This is a genomic window from Streptomyces sp. NPDC096311 (assembly GCF_044763085.1).
Classification (GTDB): domain Bacteria; phylum Actinomycetota; class Actinomycetes; order Streptomycetales; family Streptomycetaceae; genus Streptomyces.
The window spans coordinates 1-15,137 of record NZ_JBIWFN010000001.1; the positions used below are offsets into that span (position 1 = coordinate 1).

Genomic DNA, 15,137 nt, shown 5'->3' on the forward strand with positions numbered 1-15,137 from the left:
GCCACTACAAACGACGCGGACACACCCCACCAGAAACTACCCAACCATCAGAACAAGCACCGTTGCAGTACTAGGACCTGTGTGGAGTTGTGATCAAGGCTGTGATCCGAGGTGTCGGATCCAGAGGAGGCCGGCACATAATTCGAGTCCGGCCTGGTAGCTTTCAGGCTTTTTGTCGTAGCGGACGGCGAGACCGCGCCAGTCCTTGATCTTGTTGATGGTGCGTTCGACGCTGTTGCGGAGCTTGTACAGCTGCTTGTCCCAGGTGACGGGCCGTCCGCCGCGTGAGCCGCGGTTCTTGCGGTGGGCGCCCTGATCCTTCTTCTCGGGGATGACCGCTTTGATCCCACGTTTGCGCAGGTGGGAACGGTTCTGGCGGGACGAGTACGCCTTATCGCCCGCGACTGCGCCGGGCCGGGTGCGGGGCCGGCCGACCGGGCCGGGGACGCGGATCTTGTTCAGGACGGGGATGAACTGCGGACTGTCTCCGGCTTGCCCCGCAGTGATCTTGAGGGAGAGGGGCAGGCATTGCGGCACACAGGACAGGTGCGTCTTGGTGGTCAGTCCGCCGCGGGAACGTCCCAGGTCAGCAGCGGCGAGTCGGGCCCTGCGGCGACGTCTCACGCGTCGTCGTTCTTCCCGCTCCGGGTCCGGTTGCCCGTCTTGGTCCTGGCTGGCGCCCCTTTTTCCGCGGCGGCCTTCTCCAACGCGTCCAGGATCTCGGGCTCCACGATCATCCCGGCAGCATCATGATGGGCCCGGACCGTGGTCGAGTCCACGCTGACCAGCGACAAGTCCACCAGGCCCCGCTTCGCCGCCTCGGCGATCGCGCCCTGGAACACCGCGGTGAACACCCCGGCATCCCGCCACTGCCGAAACCGGCCGTAAACGGTGGACCAGTGCCCGAATCGTTCGGGCAACTCCCGCCATTTCGCACCGTTCCTGAACCGCCACACGACGCCCTCGAAGTGCGCCCGCAGGTTCTCCGGGTACGGCCCGTACTCACCGACCGGCAGGAACGGGGAGATGAACTCCCACTCGGCATCCGAAAGTTGAGGTCGAGACACCCCACCGTTTTACTCCAAGGTCCCCGACCCTCCCGGGCCGGGGGCCCACGAGATCACAACTCCACACAGGTCCTAGTGGGCATACGGGCATGCGCCTCTCGGGATCCTCCTGGAGAGCGTCCAGCCGATGCCGTGGTGGCAGCTGGCTCGGCCGGTCAGAAGAACTCCTCCGAACCTTGACCGCAGGCCGGGCGGCTCACGCCGCCCGCGGGTGCGTGGTCGAGCACGAGAAGCCGGCGACTCCGTGGGGCATGCGCCCTACGGAGTCGCTGGCTTTCGCGTCCCACCCAGGATCGCGACGCGTGTGGCGTGGTCGTGGTGGTCGCGCGCCCTCTCCAGCCCCTGTTGTCGGCCCTTTCGGCCTTCCGTTGGTTGCCATCCAGTGCCTCAGTTGACCCTCTTGTTGACTGGTAGCTCAATCGTTGCAAAAGAGCACTTGGATGACGTAGGGTCAAGATCGCGTTCCATTCGATTACGAGTCCAATCGGCTTCCCACTTATTGCCGACAGGAACTCGATCACGATCGAGAAAGCAGTAACATGACGCCTCCTGATGCCCTCATATCCGTACCTGCCGCCGGTTCCAGCGCCGGACCGCGCACCAACCCCGTCGCCGACGTCCTGGCCAGCGTCATGGGGTACTTCTCGAACCGCGACGACATGGCTCCGCAGAACGAAATCGTCACCTACGTCACCGCCGCCTACCTCGACCAGATCGACCCGACCGATCCTCCGACGCCTCGCGTGCTGGAGAAGGAGCTGCTGGCGATCGTGGGCGGCGTCATCAAGGCCGAGAATTTCAAGGCGGCCGTGGCCGCCGAGAAGTACCCCCTGCCGAGATACCTGACGTACTGGCAGGTTGCGCAGATCCTCCTGCATCTGCACCACGTCATCCGGATCGCGCCCAACGCCAAGGACACCGACCGAGAGTACGACCTGCTGGCGATGTACCAGGCCGAGGGTCGCGCGCGTGGGACGTACACCACCAGCGAGGACGACATCCGCACCACGGCGCGCATGTACAACACCCAGCTGACCCTCAAGGAGTTCGCCGAGGTCCTGGCCGTTTTGCGTGAGGACAGCCCGCGCCGGCACCAGAGCACGAACCGCGACTTCATCGCCGCGCGCAACGGCATCGTCTTCTACGGCACCGAGCCGCTGGACGTCACGGTCTTCGGCAAGGACTTCCACTGCGAGCCCAAGCAGGTCCACCCCTTCGACCCCGCCATCGTGCTGCTGACCAAGAACGACGTCGACTATGTGGACGACGCCCCGCAGCAGGTCATCACGCACCCTGAGGACGGGGATTGGGAAGTCGTCGCCTGGATCGAAGAGCTCTTCGACCGGCCCGGTGACGAGGGCCTCGCCGACCTGATCTGGGAGATCATCGGCGCGATCGTCCGGCCGCACGTGCGCTGGGGCAAAACCGCCTGGTTCTACTCCGAGCAGGGCAACAACGGTAAGGGCACGCTCTGCGCGCTCATGCGCAACCTCGTCGGCAGCGGCGCGCACACCTCGATCCCGCTCTCGGACTTCGGCAAGGACTTCGCGCTCGAACCGCTGGTGCGCGCCAACGCGATCATCGTCGACGAGAACGATGTCGGCACCTTCATCGACAAGGCGGCCAACCTGAAGGCGATCGTGACCAACGACGTCATCCAGATCAACCGCAAGTACCGGATGCCGATCGCCTACCAGTTCTTCGGCTTCATGGTCCAGTGCCTGAACGAGTTCCCGCGTGTGAAGGACAAGTCCGAGTCGTTTTACCGCCGGCAGCTCTTCGTGCCCTTCACCAAGAGCTTTACCGGAGCCGAGAAGAAGTACATCAAGGACGACTACCTCCAGCGCCGCGAGGTCCTGGAGTACGTCTTCTGGTACGCGATCAACCGCGCCGGCGCGTCATCCCCGGGTGACTACTACCAGCTCTCCGAGCCGGTGGCCACCAAGGAAGTCCTGGCCGAGTACAAGGAGGCCAACGACCCCGTGCGCGCCTTCTGGGAAGAGTTCCGCGGGCGGCTGGTCTGGGACCTGGCGCCGTTCACTTTTCTCTACGACCTGTACAAGGCCTGGTTCGCCGACGTCTCGCCGTCGGGCTCGCCGGTGAGCAACAAGCAGTTCATCGCCGACCTCGTGGCGATCGTCCGGCCGGATGCCCTGTGGCACTGCCCGGACAAGAACCGCAAGATCCGGCCCGGCCAGATGATGCACACCCCCGAGGTGCTCATCGCCGAGTACGAGCTGAAGAAGTGGATGCACCCGAGCTACAGCGGCAGCGACCCGAAGAAGAAATCCCAGCCGACGCTGCAGGCCAACTACCGCGGACTGCTGCGGCAGACGGGCGCATCCGCCCCGACCGACGACACCACTGACGAACAGGACTGATGCACCCATGGGTAAAACTGCTGGCGCACTCGGCGAACTCACCCAGGCCGTACTCGAACTTGCCCGCGGCCAGGGCCGCCTGATCACGGCGATGTCCGACGTCGCGCGCGAGCAGCGGATCACTAACCTCATCGTCCGCTCGCAGATCACGGCAGACCCTGTGGAGAAGGCCCGGCTCATGAGTGAGGCGTCCCGGCGCATGGATGCCCCGCGCCGGCGCTCTCCTCACGACTCCCTCTGAGGCCACGCGCGCCTCCTTTTTAGACACCGGCCGTGATGGTCGGACCGACGAAAAGAGATCCCCATCATGACCACACAGCGGACACCCGTCTCGGCCTCGAAGGCGCGCTTCACCTTCTACGACATCGAGTCGTTGTCGGATGTCTTCACTCTGTGCGCCTACACCCCGCGGCCCGACAGAGCCATCGACGACCTGGAGGTCTTCTTCCTCGCCGACGACCAGCAGCTCTCCGACGCCGTGGACCCGCAGGCGCTCTATGAGGCCGTGGTGCGCTCCAACCCGGGCCTGCCCGCGGTGAGCGTCCAACTGTGGAACCTGCGCGGCGAGCGGGGCAACCTCCGCCTCGCCGAGCTGATGGGCCTCTCGAACGCGGACCAGGTCAACGACCGCAGCGAGGTCTCGTCCTATCCGGCGAGCCTGCGCCCGGTCTGCGACACGGATCCCGAGTACGACCCGCTGAAGCACCCGTTCCTGGCCGGGTACAACTCGTGGAACTACGACATGACCATGCTCGCGCTGTACCTGATGGAGACCTTCCCGGCTCTGCACTCCGGTCGTCTTGTCCAGCCGACCACGGCGCGCGAGATGCGCGAGCACAACGACAAGCTGTTCAACGAGCACACCGGATACATGCCCGGCTACCTCGGCTGGGACGGCCCGGCCGCCAAGATCCGCCGCGCCATGTTGCACTCGGGCCGGCACCTGGACGTCGCCCGTCTCAACGAGCTGCAGACCAAGGTGAGCCTCAAGCGCCTGCTCGGGATGCTCGGCCGCCAGATCAAGGAGTCCGAAAAGCTCAGCCACGACACCTCGATCGCCGCGATCGAGGATCTCTACGAGCTGCTGGCCTACAACGTCTCCGACTGCCTGGGCCTGGCCCAGCTCTTCCAGCACCCGGCCTACGCCAGCAACTTCGACCTCAAGGCCGGCCTGCTGGCGCAGTACTCCGAGACCGTCTACGCCAAGAACGGCTCGGTACGCCGGGACCGCCTGACCATCGACTCGTCCTCAGCGAAGTTCGTCGGCCGCATCCTCGCGCCGCACACCCCGCTGAACGACATCGAGACCGTCTCGTTCCTCTACCCGGCCAAGGAGGTTGCCGAGGAGCAGAGCTTCCCCCAGGTCAACGTGCTCGACGAGTGCGTGCGCTTCTTCGAGGACAACGTGGCCCCCGCCCCTGCCAAGGACCCAGCCGCGACGCCGGTACAGGCGAAGGCGCACCGCCAGTTCATGCAGGTCGTCAATTACTACCGCGCGATCGAGGGACAGAACTTCAACGACTCCGAGGAGTACCGCGACCTGTTCGACCTCCCGGCCAAGTCCTTGCGCGAGCTGCCGAAGACACCGAACAACGTGCCCTACTTCCACCGTGACGCCTCTCCGTCGTCGTGCTTTGCCACGTTCAGTACAGGCGGCATCCACGGAGCCGAGGCAGACATGACGGTCTTCGACGCCGACTCCTTCGAGCACAGAGAACAGGCAGCCATGATTGGCCTCGCCAAGCTCCTCTACCCGGACGCGAAGGACTTCGTCGCCGAGGCCAGGCGCCAGCACAACCTGCTCGCGCTGCCCGACGGCACGGCCGTCGACAAGCGGCTCGTGCTGCTGGGCTCGGACCCGAAAAAGGTGAAGTACCGCAAGCCGAAGAAGAACGACTCGGACCAGGCCGAGCAGCTCGCGCGTGCGCAGGCCCAAGTGCCGGATCCGGCCCAGCTTCTGGACACTCAGCGCCCGGACACCGAGGCGATGCACGTGCGCCTGGCCGACGGGACCGTGCTCGACGGCAAGGTTGTCCTGGCCGTCACCTCGGCGGTCAAGGCCGTCTATCGCGATGAGCCCGGGAGGAAGGCGCCCGAGCTGTTCACTGCGAAGGCCGACAAGTCCACCAAGCTGCACCCGAAGTTCGCACGGACCTCGGCAGGCCTCGTCATCCACGAGGACTTCACGAGCTACTACCCGAACCTGCTGCGCAACATGAGGGCGTTCTACAATCCCGAGCTGGGCGAGGACCGCTACACGACGATCTTCTTCGAGAAGGAGCGCCTGGGCTTCGAGATGAAGAAGCCGGGGATCTCCGCCGAGGAGAAGACCCGGCTCACGACCTTGCGCAACGGCACGAAGCTGATCCTCAACTCGGCCTCTGGAGCTGCTGACGCCGCGCACCGGACCCCAATCAGGATGAACAACCGCACCATCTCGATGCGGATCATCGGCCAGCTGTTCAGCTGGCGGATCGGGCAGGCCCAGACGCTGGCCGGCGCGCGGATCATCTCGACGAACACCGACGGCCTCTACTCCGTCGTCGGCGGCGAAAACGGCTTCGATGAGACGACCAACAACCGGGTGCTCGCCGAGCAGCAGGCCGCCATCGGCATCGACATCGAACCGGAGCTGATGTTCCTCATCAGCAAGGACTCGAACAACCGGCTCGAGCTTGAGTCGCCCAGTGAGGACCGGAGCGTCGCCGACAGCCCGATCATCACCGCCTCCGGCGGGACGCTGGCCTGCCACGCGGGTCCTACCCCGACGAAGTCGCTGGCCCACCCGGCCGTGATCGACTTCGCCCTGGCGCGCTACCTGCAGGCCGTCGCCAGCAGGGGAGAAGAGGCTCTTGCCGAGCGGTTCGATCCCGTGCTGGGCCGGAAGATGATCGAGGAGGCGATCGACCCGGCCGATCCCGTGCGGACGCTGCTGCTGTTCCAGAACGTCCTCGCCGCCTCGCGCGGATCAATCACCTACCCGTTCGCCGCCGACCCGGTCAGCGCCGAGCCCGACCGTGACGACAACGAGGACGCCGATGCGCAGCTGGTGAACCCGCGGGCCCTGCAGATGGTCAACCGGGTCTTTATCGTTCACGACGGCACCGATGGTGCCGTGAGCCTGCACAACGCCGGCGCATGGAAGGTGAACCCGGCCAGCCAGAGCAAGCGGCGCGAGTCCGGCAGCGCCGGGGTGCGACGTGACCCGATCGGGCTGGAGATCCTGCGCCACCACGGGTGGGCGAAGAACCGCAGCGAGGCCAGCACCTCCGACGGCCTCACGCTGCTGCCCGATGCCCAGGACGTCGTGATCCGCCGAATCAACGGCATCGACCCGCACTGGTCGGTGATCGTCGTCAACGACGACCTCCGTACGCTGCCGCCCTCCCGGGTCGAGCAGCTCATCAAGGCGCTCGACCTTGACATCTATACCCAGATGCTCAACGAGACGTTCACCAAGAACTGGAAGAACGCCGCCTGACCAGCTCCCCGCACCACCATCGGACCGCAGGGTGCCGAGCCGTGCCGACACGACGCTGCTCGGTGCCCGAGTCGAATGTGAGATGCAGGCAAATCAGGCTCGCCATGGCAAGAGAATCGAGAGACGTCATGTTCCAGACCACACTTCCCGTCCGCACCGTTGAGGGGGGCGACGAGCTGTGAGTGCCGCGACCGGCCAGCAGCACCAGGAGCAGCGCCGAACGAGCACCGAAGTTGGCTCGTTCCTGAAGAAATACGAGATCGCGTTCGATGCCGTGCCGACCGACACCTCCGCCGAAGACGACGACGCCCAGGCCCAGCAGGAGAAGAACACGACCCGCGAGGGCATCCTGGTCTGCCAGGGCCAGATCTGGGAGGACCTCGATACCCGGCAGAGCAAGCGCCGCGTCGTCATCGAGTCCGTTGCGGACGGGAAGGCCCAAGTCCGGGATCACTACGGCACGAAGCACTCCACCCTCAGCGTCTCCCGAATGTACAGGCACTCCACGGGCTTCCGGCTCGTCAAGCCCGGTGAGCTGAAGTACGGTGCGCCGACGGCCTCTTCGGAGGGGAAGCCTGAGAGCCGATGACGTCCCCGCGTGAGGGTGTCATCGAGGCTTACCTCCTTGCCCAGTGCCGGGCACACGGCTTCCTGTGTCTGAAGTTCGTCTCGCCGGCCCGCAGGGGAGTGCCCGACCGGATCGTCGTTGCCCTGGGCCGCATTGTGTTCGTCGAGGTCAAGCGCCCTGGCGGCCAGCTACAAAAGCTGCAGCAAATCATGCACGCCAAGCTGCGTCGCCACGGAGCTGAAGTCCACGTCGTTGACGACAAGCCGGGCGTCGACGCGTTCGTCGCGTACCTTCTGAAAGGCCTGCTGGCCGATAGCGAGCAGCGTCATGACCCACGACGAACTGGATCCGCACAAGACTGACCAACACGACCGCAGGGCCGTCGAGGACGAAGGCGCCGCAGGCGGCGACATCGGCGAGGACCAGGCAGCAATACAACGGCCCACCGCCCGGTAAGCGGTGGGCCGTTGCACCCGAAACTTCAGGCGTCCAGGCCCCGACATCCACGCTCTGCTGTCTCGCTGCGGCGGGGAAAGCGAGCGGCCAAGCAGCCGCATTCACAACGTGCAGGGAATCCGCCATGCGGTGCCCCACCGTACCCGAGCATTACCCCTACGACGCCCCCCAACTGTGGATCGGCAACGGCCCCGGCACCCAGACACGGTGCTGCCTCGCTGCGGCCTGGATGTCACCTGACAGCACCGCCCGGCCCTCCGGGGGTTGGACACACCCCGCCGAACCGCGCAGGGGCCAGAGGGACGGGCGACCCGCGCCCGGCATCAGTACGACAGCGCGTGTGTGAAGTCCTCAGAGCCAACCCGCGCGTCACGCGACTCGAACTCAGAGTTGTCGAACTGGAGACCGAGGTGGCGCAGCAAAACAGAGAGCCGACGAGGCCCATGCCCGACTGGCCCTCATTCAAGAGGCACTCCATGCCTGAACTCACTCGAAGAGAAGGGATGACCAGCGACATGACTACGGCTACTGCTCCGTCCCCGATCTCGCTGATGCCGCATCAGCAGCAGATCCACGACTTCCTCGTTGACCACCCCTTCGCCGGCGCGTGGCTCGGCGTCGGGGCCGGTAAGACGCTCACGACCCTCGGTGTCCTGCAGACGATCCGCCCGATGGGACACATCCTCGTCATAGCGCCCGTGGCGATCGCCCGCTCCACCTGGATCGACGAGATCGAGAAGTGGGGCTTCCCCATCCGGACGAAGTCGCTCATCGTCGATGAAAACGACAGGAAGCTCTCCAAGGACAAGCGCCTCCAACGTTTCCAGGAAGTCTTCACCGATTCGCCGACGATGTACTTCATCAACCAGGAACTGCTGACACAGCCGCCCCAGAGGGAGAAGCTGATCACGCCAGCAGCGGCTGGCCCAGCCGGTTCACCTGAGGCGGCTGAGGTCTTGGACTTGGTGCGAGCGCGGGGGCCACTGGGGCGAGACGAACTGATCGACGAGTACCGCGCTCTGGTCGCAGGCAACGCCAACAACCGGGTTCCCGCCAAGGACAAGATCCGCGCCTGGATTCAGGAGTTGCTCAAGTCGGCCCTGGTGACGTGGGAAGCCTATGACTGCCGGACCTGTTCCGGCGCAGGCTGCGCTCGGTGCCGCTTCGGTCTGGTCGACCAGATGCCGGTCCAGAACATCAAGGGCCAGAACACCATCACCTGGCCCTTCCAGACGGTCATCATCGACGAGTCCCAGGGCTTCAAGTCGCACGACTCGCAGCGCTTCCTGGCCCTGGCGATGGTGCGGCCAGCCATGAGCCGGCTTATCGAGCTGACGGGAACGCCCAGCCCTAACGGTCTCCACGACTTGTGGAGCCAGGTCTACCTGCTCGACCAGGGCCAGACGCTGGGGCAGAACATCACCGCGTTCCGCGACCGGTGGTTCACGCCGAAGATGGTGCCCGGTACGACGACGCCGGCGAAGTGGATCCCTACGGCGAACGCCGAGGCCGAGATCCATCAGGCCATCTCGCACCTGGTGATGAGCGCGCAGAACACGAGCCTGCAACTCCCGGCGCTCACTATCCAGGACGTCAACGTCACGCTCCCGCCGGACCTGCTCCAGGCCTACAAGGACTTCAAGCGCGACCTGGTCCTGGACATCGTGCAGAGCTACACCGACGACGACGGGAAGTTGACACACAGCGTCGAGTCGATCGTCGCCGCGAACCAGGCGGTGCTGACGAGCAAGCTGATGCAGTTCGCCTCGGGCACGCTCTACACCGCGGATCCTGACGACCCGGCCACGAAGGGCCGGTACGAGGTCATCCACGACAAGAAGATCGAGATGACCGAGTACCTGGTGCGGAACAACGGCGGCGAGCCCTTGCTCATCGCCTATCACTTCAAGTCCGACAAGGAGCAGCTGCTCACGCGGCTCCGGAAGGCCGGCATCGACGCACAGGCCTTCGACGGCTCGCGCGACATGGTCCGCCGGTGGAATGCCAAGCAGATCCCGGTGATGCTGCTCCACCCCGCCGCCGCGGGGCACGGCCTGAACCTGCAGCACGGCGGCTCGACGATGATCTGGTACACGCTGCCGTTCTCGCTCGAGCACTACCTGCAGACCAACGGCCGGCTCTTCCGCACGGGCCAGACGAAGCCGGTGACCATCCACCGGCTCATCGCCAAGGGCACGCAGGACGAGCGGATGCCCTCGGTGCTCGCCGGCAAGCAGCAGGTCCAGGACGATCTCATCCAGGCCGTGTCCGGGGACTTCAACGCCGAGCAGGCACTCCTCGCTGCCCTGGAAGAAGAGATCCGCGAGGACCTCAACGACCTGGGGCCTCCGAGCGGGTCTGACCTGCACTCAGTCAACGACGGCTCCGCTGGGATCCCACGGCCGGGCCGTCACCATCGCGCACGACCGGAGCCGATCACCGTGATCGTCTTCGCGCCCGCCCCCTTCGCCCGCGACGGTGACGAGATCACCGGGACCGAGAAACAGATGCTCGACGAGCTCCACCTGCGCAAGATCGTTGGGCCTTGGGGCAGGTCCCGATCTCGCTGACGAAGTGCTGGTCGTCGCCCCAGGCGGATACGTCGGGGAGTCGACAAGCCGCGAGGTCGCCTACGCCGAGGAGCGCGGCAAACCCGTGACATTCATCAGCAGGCGTGAACAGCGCTGACGGAAGGATCCCCGCATGTCGTTCGAGATCTACCACCCCAACCCGAACAAGGGCCGTCGTGCCAGGGGTCCCGCCAAGATCACCGTCACGCACGCCGAGAACGGGCGTTCGCAGATCGCACTGTCCGCCGCGGCACGCGACTGGTTGCGGCCGACCCCCGGTCGCAGCGAGGCACGGTGGCCCGCAAACCAGCCGACGATGAAGCTCGTCATCCTGATCGACCGCGACGCGAGGAAGATCAAGCTGCAGCGCACTGAGGACACCGATACCGGAGACCACGTCCACGATGTCAAGGGCCTGAGCCACACCAGCACCGCCTACATCACCGGTTGGCGACTTGATGAGCAGCTGGGCCTCGACGAAGGCCACTTCCTGGCCGAGCTACTGCCCGACCCGGACGACGACGCCGATACCGCAGTGCGCGCCATAGTCGTCGACGCCGCCGCCAGCACGCCGATCAAGAGGCGTCAGCCGACTGCAAAGACTGATTCAGTGACGCGGCCCTGATCCCGACGCCCGTAACCGCCGACGGGCAAGCCCGCATCGAAGAGATGCGCCAGATGATCGATGAGAGCGTCACCGTCGTCGAGCCATGAGCCCCTCTTAGGCATCGACATCGCGGGATGGCTCCCATCCCGCGCGCAGGAGCAGTACCTGCGTCGCTTCACCGAACTGACTCAGGATACGAGGCCGTCGCATGACCAGCACCACCAACAACGACACTGCCGCCGTCGTCACCAGCGCCGCCCCTGCACCCCTGCCTCGGTCCGGCGGTGCCTGGGCCCGTGACCTGGGCGATCAGTACAGCAAGATCGCCCGGACCTCGACGAACCCGCAACAGGCTGAAGCCAATGCCGCCGCGGCGCGCACGTACTACGACATCGCGGATCGTGTGGACCGCGCCATATCCGACGGCCAGCCCAGAGAGGAGGACAAGCCATGACCGCCACCAACCACAAGAAGTACCGCCCGCCGGTCGAGGAACGCTGGACCGACGGCATGCGCACTGAGCCCGTCCGGATCGCCGCACGCACCGAGTGGCTGTACAGCGAGTACGACCCCAGAGTGATCGTCCCGGAGGGACGCACGCTCCACGCGTTCTCGCGCAGCGCCAAGGTCACCGCGTCCGATGTGCCCAGCCCTTACGAGTCCATGCAGGACCTGGCCAGTCATCTGCACCGCGCTGTCGCCGCCTTCGGCGACGACAAGGACCTGGTCATCGAGGTTCGGCTCGCCGATGACGACAACACCCGGGTCCTCGAAGAGTTCTTCTCGCAGGAGCTCCCCATCAGCTTCGATCCGACGCGAAGCGTCACTCAGCAGGGGGAGGAGCGGACCGATTGCTGAGAACACTCCTGCTCCCGCCGCAGAGCCGCCCAGCTCGGAGATCATCCCTCGGGGTACCGCATCCTGCCGATCGGCTACCGCGAGTCCTCCGTGTTCGGCATGGAGCACTTTGAGCCTCGGGTCTCCTGGCGCGGGATGGACCCCGAGAGCGGCGAAGACCTCTGGGCCGTGGTGCACATAGGCGCGTGCCTGGCTGCCGGCGGCGCCTGGGAGTACGAGCCGCCGCCGTCATTGCGGAAGGACAACTGGCTGGCGCGCTGCCTGTTCAGCCGCAAGGAGGATCTGCGCCGAGCAGCCGTGGCCGTCAACTAGATCAAGTTCAACAGCCGGACGTTCGCCCGGTGGAACAAGGACTATGCGTCGCGCTCAGCGTGACCCTCTCGGCTTCGCGCCCTACAGACGCTGGCCTCGGGGGTCTGGGTCGGCATGGCCGACCCGGGGGCGGGATCGATACCGGAACAGGCCGGTTGTTCGTGCACCCGGCCCGTTCCCCGTTGATCCGTCGGCGTCTCATCAGGGGCATCCCCGGGTTCCGGTGGTGTCCCTGACGAGACGCTTTGCTGCCACCAGCCGGACGCGAAAACGGCGCTGATCGCCGAAGCCCCGAGCAAGGCACCGATGAGACCCGTCAATGCACCAGCCGGGACACGCATCGGCCTCCAACCAGACCCCTAGCGGCCTCTCACGAGCGCGCCCCGACGACGGGTCTGGCCATGGATCCGAAGGAATAGAGGCCTCCATCCTCTGCGTCACGGGCAGCGCCTTCCTCTACGTCATGCGGGGGAGGCCAACTGGGGCGGGACGGCCCTGTCCCGGTTCCCGAGCAGGACCCGATCTTCAAGGACCAGAAGTGATGAAGTACAAGACCACAGAGATCGTCGACGCCACGATCCAGCTGTTCGCCGAACTCGACGAGATGGTGGGCCTGATTTCACGCGTGCTCGCGAAGTTCCCCGCCGAGACCGTGCCCCAGCGGCTCAAGCCGTTCCTCGGCTCACCGAGAGTCGCGTTCGCGCGGCCGTCCATGAAAGGCGACGGCGAGATCGCGTTCCAGCTCGAAAAGCACAGCATGATGCCCAAGGTCCAGGCCCGGATCCCCGGTGAGTGGCTGATGATGCACCAATCGGAACTGACGGCCGCCGTGCGCGAGATCTACTGGGGCGACAGAGAGCAAAACCTCCGCCGCGAGCTCACCCGACTTGAGAAGTCGATCGGGGACCACAACAGACAGGCTGAGTATCACCGTGTCAGGGCGAGCGAGGCACGTCGAGAGTATGACCGCCTCGCCGCCAGCATCCGCCGGCGCTCGGCCCGCAAGAGCCGCGCCGCCGAGGGACACACCGATAGCTGACTCGACGGCCCCCGCAAGATGTCCCAGCGGGAGCTGGAGGAGTACCTCGACGCCCTGGTCCACGCAGAGAAAGAGGACTCTCCCGAGTTCCGGCGCGCCTTCAGGGTCTGGGAAAAGAGCCAGTATCCGTCGGCCACCTGAAGAAGAAACTCCCGTGTCATCGACGACGTGCTCGCGCTGGACCAGGTCGTGCCGCACGACATCCAACCCACATCACGCCCTTCGAGTAGGGACTGACGCATGGCCCGCATGCAAAAGATCACGCAATACCAGGTCAACCACTGGAAGATTGCGCTGGAACAGCTTCTGGAAGAGGGCGACTTCAGGCAGGACGGCCGGCCCCTGAGCCCCGCGGGCATCGCGGAGCGCAAGCGTGAAATCGCGATGCTGCGCGGACTGAACACCCTTCGAGTGGGCCAGAGCGTCGATCTGGACACTGTTCAGCCGATTGACGAACACCACAAGGAGGGTTGACCGCAACCCCGGGAGCCGATGAGGAACGGCGCGCCGTTGGCTCGCCATCTTCCACCCCGAGAAGAAGTACGCGGCGGTCGTCATCCAGACGATCCGCGGCTGCTCGCAAGGTGGCTGGCTCGACATATTCGCCGCAGTCCTCGACGACCACGGGACGCCAGAGCCCTGCATCGGCCAGGTCCGCACGTGAGCCGTCGGCGACGTCTAGACCGTCATCCCCGACCACGCGGAGCCTCCGGCATCTGCGCCGACGACGCTGGCACAGCGCTCGCGCACTTCCGCGAGAACTTCGAGGACGACGAAGAGTCTGTGCCCGAAGGGCTCGATCCGACAACAGCGCGCGACACCACGTGGTGCGTGAGCTGGGAGATCGACGCTGAAGGAAGTACAGCTCTCGGGGCCCCTCGCCAGGTCTGGGCAGATCAGTACAGCCGCGACGGTGCCATCGGCGAGGACGCCTGCGTCTTCACCGTCACCGACAGCGCGACGGGCCAATCAGTGGTGATCGACCTCAGCGACCACGAGGGCCGCGACGCCAAGAGTCAGGTCGCCGACCCCCTCTGAAGCGCAAGCGTTGGGCCGGCGCAGCCGGCTCGGGAGCCAAAGAAGCACCCGTCTGCCGGTGGGGCCGTGCTGGAACGACCAGCCCAGCTCCACCGGCAGTTTCGTTGCTGGCCCCAGCCAGCTGCGTACCCAACAAGATCAAGGAGCAGCGCTCACATGGCCGATCACGATCGGGACAACCCCATCACCCGCGAGTTCGCCGGCGCGCAGCCACCCGAACACCCGAACGGGGAAAACAGCGTGTCCAGTACCGCGATTCCCGAGAAGCTCATACGCGCTGTCACCGACGCCTACCTGATAGCCCTCAGACAGGGGGATCTTCACGCAGCGCTCGGACTCACGACGCAACTGGCCAACACGTACGGCCTGGTAGCCGTCCGCGGCCTCGCCGCCGAGCTCGCCATGAACCTTCACACCCACTGCCCTTCACGCTTCCGTACTGCCTTCGGCGGCGCGAACCTCTCCGCTCTCGCCCCCGCGGCGAACGACGACGCGCTCACCACCCTCGATGTCGCCTCCAAGACCAACCGCCTCATGGGGCGCGGGCAGGTCACAGCTGCCGACTTGGAGGCCACCGAAGTCCAGATGCGCGTCACGGAAACCGTCCGCCACGCCGTTCAGGCGGCACTCAATGCCGCTGCTGGGCAGAGCAGTTCGGCTGTGGCCTCTCAGATGGACGCGCTGACCACGCCCCGTGAGTTGTCTGCGGCCGTGGCCCTGCTCACCAACGGGCTTCGCGCCGTACTGCCGTAGGCGCACG

General features: G+C 65.7%; 14 protein-coding genes and 1 pseudogene. 14 read left to right on the plus strand and 1 reads right to left on the minus strand.

The genetic code is table 11. From position 1 onward, the window contains the following. Nucleotides 1-93: 93 nt before the first annotated feature. A pseudogene (locus ACIRA5_RS00005) lies at nucleotides 94-1,067 on the minus strand (IS5 family transposase). 539 nt (nucleotides 1,068-1,606) lie between these two features. Here ACIRA5_RS00005 and ACIRA5_RS00010 point away from each other — a divergent pair. From ACIRA5_RS00010 to ACIRA5_RS00075, 14 genes are all read left to right on the plus strand, one after another. Next, on the plus strand, nucleotides 1,607-3,448 hold the full coding sequence (locus ACIRA5_RS00010) for a phage/plasmid primase, P4 family (RefSeq protein ID WP_403685802.1): 1,842 nt from the start codon (nucleotides 1,607-1,609) through the stop codon (nucleotides 3,446-3,448). 7 nt (nucleotides 3,449-3,455) lie between these two features. Then, nucleotides 3,456-3,689, plus strand: a complete 234-nt coding sequence (locus tag ACIRA5_RS00015; RefSeq protein WP_261685349.1) for a hypothetical protein — start codon at nucleotides 3,456-3,458, stop codon at nucleotides 3,687-3,689. Between the two features lie 66 nt (nucleotides 3,690-3,755). Then, complete coding sequence (locus ACIRA5_RS00020) at nucleotides 3,756-6,929, plus strand: hypothetical protein (protein ID WP_403685804.1); 3,174 nt, start codon at nucleotides 3,756-3,758, stop codon at nucleotides 6,927-6,929. Between the two features lie 178 nt (nucleotides 6,930-7,107). Then, nucleotides 7,108-7,518, plus strand: coding sequence for a hypothetical protein (locus ACIRA5_RS00025; protein ID WP_403685805.1), 411 nt, complete (start codon nucleotides 7,108-7,110; stop codon nucleotides 7,516-7,518). Beyond that, nucleotides 7,515-7,859, plus strand: coding sequence for a VRR-NUC domain-containing protein (locus ACIRA5_RS00030; RefSeq protein WP_403685806.1), 345 nt, complete (start codon nucleotides 7,515-7,517; stop codon nucleotides 7,857-7,859). The genes ACIRA5_RS00025 and ACIRA5_RS00030 overlap by 4 nt, the downstream gene beginning before the upstream one ends. Nucleotides 7,860-8,456: 597 nt before the next feature. After that, the gene (locus tag ACIRA5_RS00035; RefSeq protein ID WP_403685807.1) at nucleotides 8,457-10,523 is read left to right on the plus strand and encodes an SNF2-related protein; all 2,067 of its coding nucleotides are present in this window, start codon (nucleotides 8,457-8,459) and stop codon (nucleotides 10,521-10,523) included. Between the two features lie 133 nt (nucleotides 10,524-10,656). After that, on the plus strand, nucleotides 10,657-11,148 hold the full coding sequence (locus ACIRA5_RS00040) for a hypothetical protein (protein WP_403685809.1): 492 nt from the start codon (nucleotides 10,657-10,659) through the stop codon (nucleotides 11,146-11,148). A gap of 190 nt (nucleotides 11,149-11,338) precedes the next feature. Next, a complete protein-coding gene (locus ACIRA5_RS00045; RefSeq protein ID WP_403685811.1) occupies nucleotides 11,339-11,584 on the plus strand; it encodes a hypothetical protein in 246 nt (81 codons plus the stop codon). Next, nucleotides 11,581-11,988: a hypothetical protein gene (locus tag ACIRA5_RS00050; protein ID WP_403685812.1), complete on the plus strand. Its 408-nt coding sequence runs from the start codon at nucleotides 11,581-11,583 to the stop codon at nucleotides 11,986-11,988. Before ACIRA5_RS00045 ends, ACIRA5_RS00050 begins: the two co-directional genes overlap by 4 nt. Before the next feature lie 99 nt (nucleotides 11,989-12,087). Beyond that, nucleotides 12,088-12,300 (plus strand): hypothetical protein, encoded by a 213-nt coding sequence (locus ACIRA5_RS00055; RefSeq protein ID WP_403685813.1) that lies wholly within the window; start codon nucleotides 12,088-12,090, stop codon nucleotides 12,298-12,300. 541 nt (nucleotides 12,301-12,841) lie between these two features. Continuing rightward, nucleotides 12,842-13,339 (plus strand): hypothetical protein, encoded by a 498-nt coding sequence (locus tag ACIRA5_RS00060; protein ID WP_403685815.1) that lies wholly within the window; start codon nucleotides 12,842-12,844, stop codon nucleotides 13,337-13,339. A 240-nt stretch (nucleotides 13,340-13,579) separates the two neighbouring features. Continuing rightward, nucleotides 13,580-13,813: a hypothetical protein gene (locus ACIRA5_RS00065; protein WP_403685816.1), complete on the plus strand. Its 234-nt coding sequence runs from the start codon at nucleotides 13,580-13,582 to the stop codon at nucleotides 13,811-13,813. Between the two features lie 357 nt (nucleotides 13,814-14,170). Further along, nucleotides 14,171-14,377 carry a hypothetical protein gene (locus tag ACIRA5_RS00070; RefSeq protein WP_403685817.1) on the plus strand — a complete coding sequence of 69 codons (207 nt, stop codon included), beginning with the start codon at nucleotides 14,171-14,173 and terminating at the stop codon, nucleotides 14,375-14,377. Between the two features lie 156 nt (nucleotides 14,378-14,533). Then, the gene (locus ACIRA5_RS00075; protein WP_403685819.1) at nucleotides 14,534-15,130 is read left to right on the plus strand and encodes a hypothetical protein; all 597 of its coding nucleotides are present in this window, start codon (nucleotides 14,534-14,536) and stop codon (nucleotides 15,128-15,130) included. Nucleotides 15,131-15,137 lie beyond the last annotated feature (7 nt).

Bases quoted from the DNA above. Each gene is read 5' to 3' on its own strand.
- ACIRA5_RS00020 (WP_403685804.1), top strand. From the start codon at position 3,756: ATGACCACACAGCGGACACCCGTCTCGGCCTCGAAGGCGCGCTTCACC.
- ACIRA5_RS00010 (WP_403685802.1), top strand. From the start codon at position 1,607: ATGACGCCTCCTGATGCCCTCATATCCGTACCTGCCGCCGGTTCCAGC.
- ACIRA5_RS00030 (WP_403685806.1), top strand. From the start codon at position 7,515: ATGACGTCCCCGCGTGAGGGTGTCATCGAGGCTTACCTCCTTGCCCAG.
- ACIRA5_RS00045 (WP_403685811.1), top strand. From the start codon at position 11,339: ATGACCAGCACCACCAACAACGACACTGCCGCCGTCGTCACCAGCGCC.
- ACIRA5_RS00035 (WP_403685807.1), top strand. From the start codon at position 8,457: ATGACCAGCGACATGACTACGGCTACTGCTCCGTCCCCGATCTCGCTG.
- ACIRA5_RS00040 (WP_403685809.1), top strand. From the start codon at position 10,657: ATGTCGTTCGAGATCTACCACCCCAACCCGAACAAGGGCCGTCGTGCC.
- ACIRA5_RS00015 (WP_261685349.1), top strand. From the start codon at position 3,456: ATGGGTAAAACTGCTGGCGCACTCGGCGAACTCACCCAGGCCGTACTC.
- ACIRA5_RS00075 (WP_403685819.1), top strand. From the start codon at position 14,534: ATGGCCGATCACGATCGGGACAACCCCATCACCCGCGAGTTCGCCGGC.
- ACIRA5_RS00065 (WP_403685816.1), top strand. From the start codon at position 13,580: ATGGCCCGCATGCAAAAGATCACGCAATACCAGGTCAACCACTGGAAG.
- ACIRA5_RS00050 (WP_403685812.1), top strand. From the start codon at position 11,581: ATGACCGCCACCAACCACAAGAAGTACCGCCCGCCGGTCGAGGAACGC.
- ACIRA5_RS00060 (WP_403685815.1), top strand. From the start codon at position 12,842: ATGAAGTACAAGACCACAGAGATCGTCGACGCCACGATCCAGCTGTTC.
- ACIRA5_RS00055 (WP_403685813.1), top strand. From the start codon at position 12,088: ATGGAGCACTTTGAGCCTCGGGTCTCCTGGCGCGGGATGGACCCCGAG.